Raw genomic sequence first — 7,158 nt, 5'->3', positions numbered from 1 at the left:
ATACTTATATAAGCTAGAGACAACTTACTACTATTGCCCGGCCTAACACCTGCTTTGAAAAATCGTTATAAACAATCTTTTGCAGCATTGATCTTTCACATTTATAAGTATTTCCTGAAAAAAGAACCGAAGTGCAAAAAAAGCTATGCTTTATTAATGACATAGTAAAAAAAAGCAGTTAAGATTCTTTTAGTGTCGCATAGCCACTACCCTTTTTGCGCCCGAATTTTAATAATTCGTGCCAAATTATAAAAAAGATTAGAATAAAACCATTGATGAAAGAGCGCTCATAAAACCATAGGTTTCGCAGACCTCAATTCTTTGGAATAGATTTGTCGATAGATTAAGAAATTCGACAATGGTTAGAACAGGGACTTCGCAGGTCTACGCTTTCATCTGACATAAAGCGGGAGATAAGCGCATGTCAAAACAGCTGGAAACTCGTAAAGAAGAGCTGTTAGAAAAAGTATCCGGATTTGTATCAAAACGGATGTCAGGGGCAAAAGGCAAAGCGGCCCAAGACTTCATTGACCATTACTACATGAATGTCCCACCATCCGACATGGATGAGCGTGATCCCGAAGATTTATATGGTGCAGCAATTTCTATGTGGACATGGGGGCAATTACGAAAAGAAGGCGAAGCAAAAATTCGCGTTTATAATCCGCGGATGGAACAACATGGCTGGCATTCCACCCACACTGTCATTGAAATAGTTAATGATGATATGCCCTTCCTTGTAGATTCTGTTGCAATGGAATTATCCCGCCAGAACCTTGGAGTCCATTTGGTTGTACATCCGGTTTTCTGCGCTGAACGAGATGCATCTGGTAAATTGGAAAAACTGACTTACGGTAAAAACCCGAAAGGAAGTATTCGCGAATCCTATATGTCTCTTGAGGTCGATGAACAAACCTCGGAAGAAGCCCTTGCAGAAATCGAAAAAGGTTTAAACACTGTCCTTGCTGACGTACGCGCAGCCGTGGAAGATTGGCCGTCCATGCGCGAAAAAGCGAAAGAGCAAGTGTCTACATTCTCAAAGAGCCCGCCCAAAGGTGTCAGCAAAGAGGAGTTCGATGAACTCAAAGATTACATGCAGTGGATTCACGATGATAATTTCACCTTCCTTGGATACACGGAAATGTCTTATGGAAGTGGCAAAAACTATCTTGAACCCGTTAAAGGAAGCGGCCTAGGCCTATTACGAGACCCACAATTTACCATCATCGAGGGCCTAACCGATTCAGGTAAGTTATCGGACGACATTCGTAAATATATCGATTCTTTAGGTGTAGCGCGCACAATGAAAGCCAGCCGCAGGTCGACTGTCCATCGTCGTGTCTACATGGATACGATTGCGATAAAAGTATATGATGGTAAAGGTAAAGCAATCGGTGAACGCATCTTTGCAGGCCTCTTTACATCGGAGGCATACAACCAGTCGCCACGCGAGATTCCGTTACTACGACGTAAGGTAAAAGCGGTTATCGATCGTTTAGACCTTTCGCAAACCAGTAGCCATATGACCAAAGCAATTTTGCATGTAGTCGAAAATTATCCACGTGATGAGCTATTCCAAATTTCAGAAGATGAACTTGCTCAAACGGTTCTTGGCATAGTGTATCTTCAGGAACGCCAGCGCATCGCGCTTTTCACACGCCAAGATGCTTTTGAACGCTTCATGTCTGCAATCGTTTATGTGCCAAAGGATCGTTTTTCGTCAGCCTTGCGCAAAAAAATCGGTGACGTCCTAAGCAAATGTTATGAAGGACAAGTCTCTGCCCATTACACCTACATGACTGATGAGCCTTTGTGCCGCGTCCATTTCATCATTGGAACTACTCCTGGTGAAGTACCTGATATTTCTGTACGTGACATTGAAACACGTGTCATCGAAGCGGGTCGCACATGGGAAGACAAACTACGCCAAGCATTAATTGAAAGTGAAGGTGAAGAACGCGGCCTTTACTTGCATCGCCGTTATGCAGATGCTTTCCCTACATCTTATAAAGATAATCAAGCCGTTCAAACAGCAATTTATGATCTTGGTAAAATTGAAAATCAACTGACAAATAAAGAGATAGAAGTTAGTCTTTATCATCCAATTGAAGCAGAAGACCACCAACTACGCTTTAAAGTTTTTAGTTATGACGGTCCAGTAGTTCTCTCAGAAATCATGCCTATGCTGGAAAATATGGGTCTTAAGGTGTTAGAAGAAGCACCTTATGAAATCCGACCAGCTAACACAGACGGTTATACCGTTGTTCACGACTTCGTTTTAGAAACCGCAGATAAACAACCAGTAAATTACAGCGCAATCCGCGAAAGTTTTCATGTAAGCTTTAAACATATCTGGTCTGGTCAAGTTGAAAATGACGCTTATAACCGTTTAGTGTTAACTGCAGGCTTAGATTGGCAAGATGTCGTGATTATTCGCGCTTATTCCAAGTATTTACGACAGGCACGTATCCCATTCTCTCAAGCATATATGGAAGAAACACTGGCTAATAATGCTGAATTAGCAGGATTGATTGCCAAATTATTCCATATTCGGTTTGATCCGGCCCTCCAAAGTGATATGTCGGAGAAAGTCGAAGGGGATATGATCAAGTTGATCTCTTCCAAATTGGACTTGGTTGAAAATCTAGATGAGGACCGTATTCTTCGCCGTTTCCTTAACATTGTACAATCAACATTACGTACCAGCTTTTTCCAGAAAGAGGAAAATGGTAATCCAAAATCGTATGTTTCTTTCAAATTGGCAGCACGTGAGATTGAAGATTTACCGCAACCTGCACCACTTAGAGAGATTTTTGTATATTCTCCGCGTTTTGAAGCTGTGCATCTACGTTTCGGCATGGTTGCACGTGGGGGTTTACGTTGGTCAGACCGCCGCGAAGATTTCCGCACAGAGATCCTTGGCCTTGTAAAAGCTCAGCAGGTTAAAAATGCTGTGATCGTCCCTGTGGGATCAAAAGGTGGTTTTGTTCTAAAGAAAGCACCACCAATGTCTGATCGTGCTGCTTTCATGGAAGAAGGTATTACCTGCTATAAAACCTTTATTCAGGGCATGCTGGATATTACCGATAATCTTGAAGGCGACACAGTTGTGCCACCATTAAACGTGGTGCGCAAAGATGAGGATGATCCATATTTGGTGGTGGCCGCGGATAAAGGAACCGCAACCTTCTCTGATTATTCCAACGAAGTTTCTGTTAAAAACGGTTTCTGGTTAGGGGATGCTTTTGCGTCTGGTGGATCTGCTGGTTATGACCATAAGAAAATGGGCATTACTGCCCGTGGTGCTTGGGAATCTGTAAAACGTCATTTCCGCGAAATGGGCCATGACACACAGTCCCGAGACTTCTCCGTAATTGGTGTAGGTGATATGGGGGGCGATGTATTCGGTAACGGTATGTTGCTTTCTGAACATATCTGTTTGAAGGCAGCGTTCAATCATCTCCATAACTTTATTGATCCTACCCCTGATTCAGCAAAAACTTTCAAAGAACGTCAACGTCTATTTGAAGAAGTCAAAGGATGGGACGCTTATGATCAAAGCTTGATTTCTAAGGGTGGTGGTATTTTTGACCGCAAAGCAAAATCCATTTCCCTTACCCCAGAAATTAAAAAAATGATTAGTATGGATGTCGATAGCTTGCCGCCTAATCAATTAATCTCCGCTCTTTTAAAAGCTGAAATTGATCTCCTCTGGTTTGGTGGTATTGGGACCTATATTAAACATTCCGATGAGACAGACGCGGATGCTGGGGATCGTGCAAATGACTCCTTACGTGTCAATGCAAATGAATTGAAATGTAAGGTTCTTGGTGAGGGCGCAAATCTTGGTGTTACCCATCGCGCCCGTATTCAATTCGCTGAAAATGGCGGGCGTGTGAATACAGACGCCATTGATAATTCCGCGGGTGTGGATTGTTCCGACCATGAAGTGAATATCAAAATCCTACTCGGTGACGTGGTTGCACGTGGTGACATGACCGAAAAGCAACGCAATGTGTTATTGGAAGAAATGACCGATGAAGTTTCCGCTTTAGTATTGCGAGACAATTATCAACAAACACAATCTGTCTCCATGGTTGAACTGATGGCTGTTAAAGATCTTGATAGTCACCAACGCACTATCCGATCTATGGAACGAAGTGGCGATTTGGATCGCGGCCTAGAGTTCTTACCTGATGACGAAGAAATCTCTGATCGTTTAGCCTCGCAAAAAGGATTAAGTCGTCCAGAACTTTCTGTAATCTTGGCATATGCGAAAAACATCACTTATCAGAATTTATTGGAATCTGATTTACCTGATGATCCTTTATTGACTGAAGACTTGGAACGTTACTTCCCAACACCTTTACGTGAAAAATATCTTTCAAACATTCATAAACACCGCCTACGTCGTGAAATTATTGCGACTGCGGTGACAAATTCTATGATCAACCGAACTGGTCCTGCATTTGTAAATGAAATGAATTTACGTACTGGGATGAGTGCCCCGGATATAGCACGAGCGTATACCATCACCCGCGAAGTATTCGGCTTACGTGAGCTTTGGAATCAAATTGAAGCTTTGGATAATAAGGCTGGTTCCAAAGTTCAATTACAAATGTTGCAAGAAACCCGTCGTACCATCAATCGGATGACAGAGTGGTTCCTACGCAATGAGGAACATCCACTAAATATTTCGGATAACATCGAAAGATATAAATCTGGCGTCGCAACGCTGAAAGATAATCTGAAAGATATCCTAGGTCAGATTGCTTTGGATAATATTGATGCGCGTTCCAAGCGTTTCGAACAAGACGGTGTCCCAGCCGATCTTGCACAAGCGATTGGCCAGTTAAAAATGCTTTCTTCTGCCTGCGATGTTGTGCGCCTTGCCGGTCAAGCAAACCAGCCAGTTAAAGAAGTTGGGCAAACTTATGCATCTATCGGCACCAAATTTGGCTTAGATTGGTTGCGCTCTGCCGCGAACCGCATCCCGGCGGACAGCCAATGGTACCGTTTGGCATTAAGTGCCACAATTGACGATCTTTGGGGATTACAGTCAGACATTACGTCTCGCGTACTGAAAGATGGTGAAAATGGAGATGAAGCGATAGAGACATGGTCTAAACGCCGCCCTGAATTAGTGGAACGCGTAGAAAGCTTGCTTAATGAACTTAATAATTTGCCCCAGATAGACTTGGCGATGTTAGCCGTTGTAAGTCGAGAATTGAGAAACCTGATCAATTAAAGCATCGTTACCGTTTTAAACTTAAAGAAGCCGGAACATCAAAATGTTTCGGCTTTTCCTTTTCCTATACATAAATTAAAAATAGATATTCATAAAATGAGGATCAACAAATGGGTATTCTTGAATTTCTTGCGGAATTGAAAATCAATGAATGGATCAAACAACCCACAACTCAAAGAGCAGTAAACGTTCACAAAGAGTTGCCAAAGAAAACATATGAAGGGCATTTACTTGACCAGATCAAAGAACTGATCAAAAAAGCCTCAGCTGAAACAGCAGATAAGCGTAAAGCAACTATGATGAGTGCCAATAACCTACAAATCCAGCTTCTGATTTCACTTGAACAAGCCGGACATTTCCAGATGGCGCGTGAAACCGAAAAAGTAATTTTAAAGTATAAAATGCAATATCTTCATTAAACCAAAACGATCTTATAAATTACATTTTTTTGCTGCGTTATTATAACGTTCTAGAAAATCAGGATTTTTCTGTAAAAAACGCTTCCCAAAATACACACCACCTGGGACTTTTCTAACTGTAAAAACATGAAACATGTCTTTAAGCTTCGGGTTGCTTTCAATCGTTTGTATGTAACTGGCACGATTGGATAAAACCACATCCAACTCCCCTTTCACAAGCACATTCAAGGTTTGATCCGTTGAACCTAAAAGGTTTATTGGTTGAGGCGTCCCATACTTTTTTAATTCACCACGCAACCATTCCACTCGACGCGCACCATGAATTGAACCAAATTGTAAAGCATAAAATTCAGGATTATCCGGCGATAAATCATTACTCACATGCGTGACATAAATCCATTCAATGGTTGCGATTGGCTCTCCAAATACGGCATATTCATCTCGCTTTGGGCTATGTGAAGCGATGAAAAAACCATCCGCGTCTCCATTTTTTGTTGCGATCTGCCCACGTTTCCAAGGCATTTGTAAAATTTGTAACTTCTCATCAAGTTGTTTAAATACACATTGGACGGGCATTGATTGCGTTAACATATCACGATTAATATCGACAACCAGTTTTACTGGTTCCGCAGCAAATGATGAAACAGACCCAAATAAGAAAAAGAGAAAAATATACTTCATACTTCTGTTCATAACATAATAGAAACGCAGTTAAATATAACTCAAACGATAAAGTGCTAACATAATTGCATGCTTAAATGAAGCTTCTTATGTTTTCGCGGCTTTGCATTTATCAACATAGCTATTAAAACGGCTCAGGAAATCAGGGTTATGTTCTAAAAAAGCATGACCAAAATACACCCCACCAGAGATCGTTTTCACGGGATAGGTTTTAAAACTTTCTGCATTCGCTCCTAATTGCCATAAAGCTTGCAGGTAACTTTTTCCATTCGATAACAGGATATCAAATTTATCTTTACGTAGCTCGCTTATCCCTTGAGTAGTATTCGCTACAATCTCTATATGACTTTGTATGCTTTTGGCTTCTAATTCATTTTGAAGCCACATTAAACGTCTAGTTCCACGACTGGAGCCAAATCGTGCTTGATAAAAATCTGCATGATCAGGTGCTAACTTGTTTTCTTTGCGTAGAATGTAAAACCATTTAATTTCACGTAACGCATCAGAATAACTCGCATAAGTATCACGTTCATCTGAGCGTGCAGCAATAAAAAAACCGTCTACGGCCCCTTTTTGCGTAGCAATTTGCCCCCGCTTCCAAGGTATTTCAACCACATCTAATTCTTCAGGCAAATATTCAAAAACGCACTCTACAAGTTTAACCTGAGCCGCAATATCTTCATTTACATCGACTACCAACGATACTTTAGAATTCGCTGAAACAGTCGATACAAAATATCCGAGAAAAATAAATGTCAAAAACAGAATGCGATGCATTTTACACCCGTTAGAATTTAGACCTTGATGCAC

The 7,158-nt window shown here is 41.3% G+C and carries 4 protein-coding genes; 2 read left to right on the top strand and 2 right to left on the bottom strand.

Annotated features, from left to right (window positions below; all coding sequences use genetic code 11):
* The first annotated feature begins 421 nt into the window (after positions 1-421).
* Both E1160_RS06265 and E1160_RS06260 read left to right on the top strand, forming a co-directional pair.
* The gene (locus E1160_RS06265; RefSeq protein ID WP_155154153.1) at positions 422-5,248 is read left to right on the top strand and encodes an NAD-glutamate dehydrogenase; all 4,827 of its coding nucleotides are present in this window, start codon (positions 422-424) and stop codon (positions 5,246-5,248) included.
* A gap of 110 nt (positions 5,249-5,358) precedes the next feature.
* On the top strand, positions 5,359-5,667 hold the full coding sequence (locus tag E1160_RS06260; protein WP_155154152.1) for a hypothetical protein: 309 nt from the start codon (positions 5,359-5,361) through the stop codon (positions 5,665-5,667).
* A 12-nt stretch (positions 5,668-5,679) separates the two neighbouring features.
* Here the strand turns inward: E1160_RS06260 and E1160_RS06255 are convergent, their stop codons facing one another.
* Complete coding sequence (locus tag E1160_RS06255) at positions 5,680-6,348, bottom strand: substrate-binding periplasmic protein (RefSeq protein WP_218048744.1); 669 nt, start codon at positions 6,346-6,348, stop codon at positions 5,680-5,682.
* 87 nt (positions 6,349-6,435) lie between these two features.
* Positions 6,436-7,158: transporter substrate-binding domain-containing protein (locus E1160_RS06250; protein WP_218048743.1), on the bottom strand; the 723-nt coding region annotated here is incomplete at its 5' end.

Origin of the sequence: Curvivirga aplysinae (assembly GCF_009711445.1) — a bacterium.
GTDB classification, from domain to species: domain Bacteria; phylum Pseudomonadota; class Alphaproteobacteria; order UBA8366; family Aestuariispiraceae; genus Curvivirga; species Curvivirga aplysinae.
The sequence above is the reverse complement of the archived record's forward strand: the minus strand, read 5'-3'. Positions and strand labels throughout refer to the sequence as shown.

Coding starts and splice junctions, on each gene's coding strand:
- E1160_RS06265 (WP_155154153.1), top strand. CDS start 422: ATGTCAAAACAGCTGGAAACTCGTAAAGAAGAGCTGTTAGAAAAAGTA.
- E1160_RS06260 (WP_155154152.1), top strand. CDS start 5,359: ATGGGTATTCTTGAATTTCTTGCGGAATTGAAAATCAATGAATGGATC.
- E1160_RS06255 (WP_218048744.1), bottom strand. CDS start 6,348: ATGAAGTATATTTTTCTCTTTTTCTTATTTGGGTCTGTTTCATCATTT.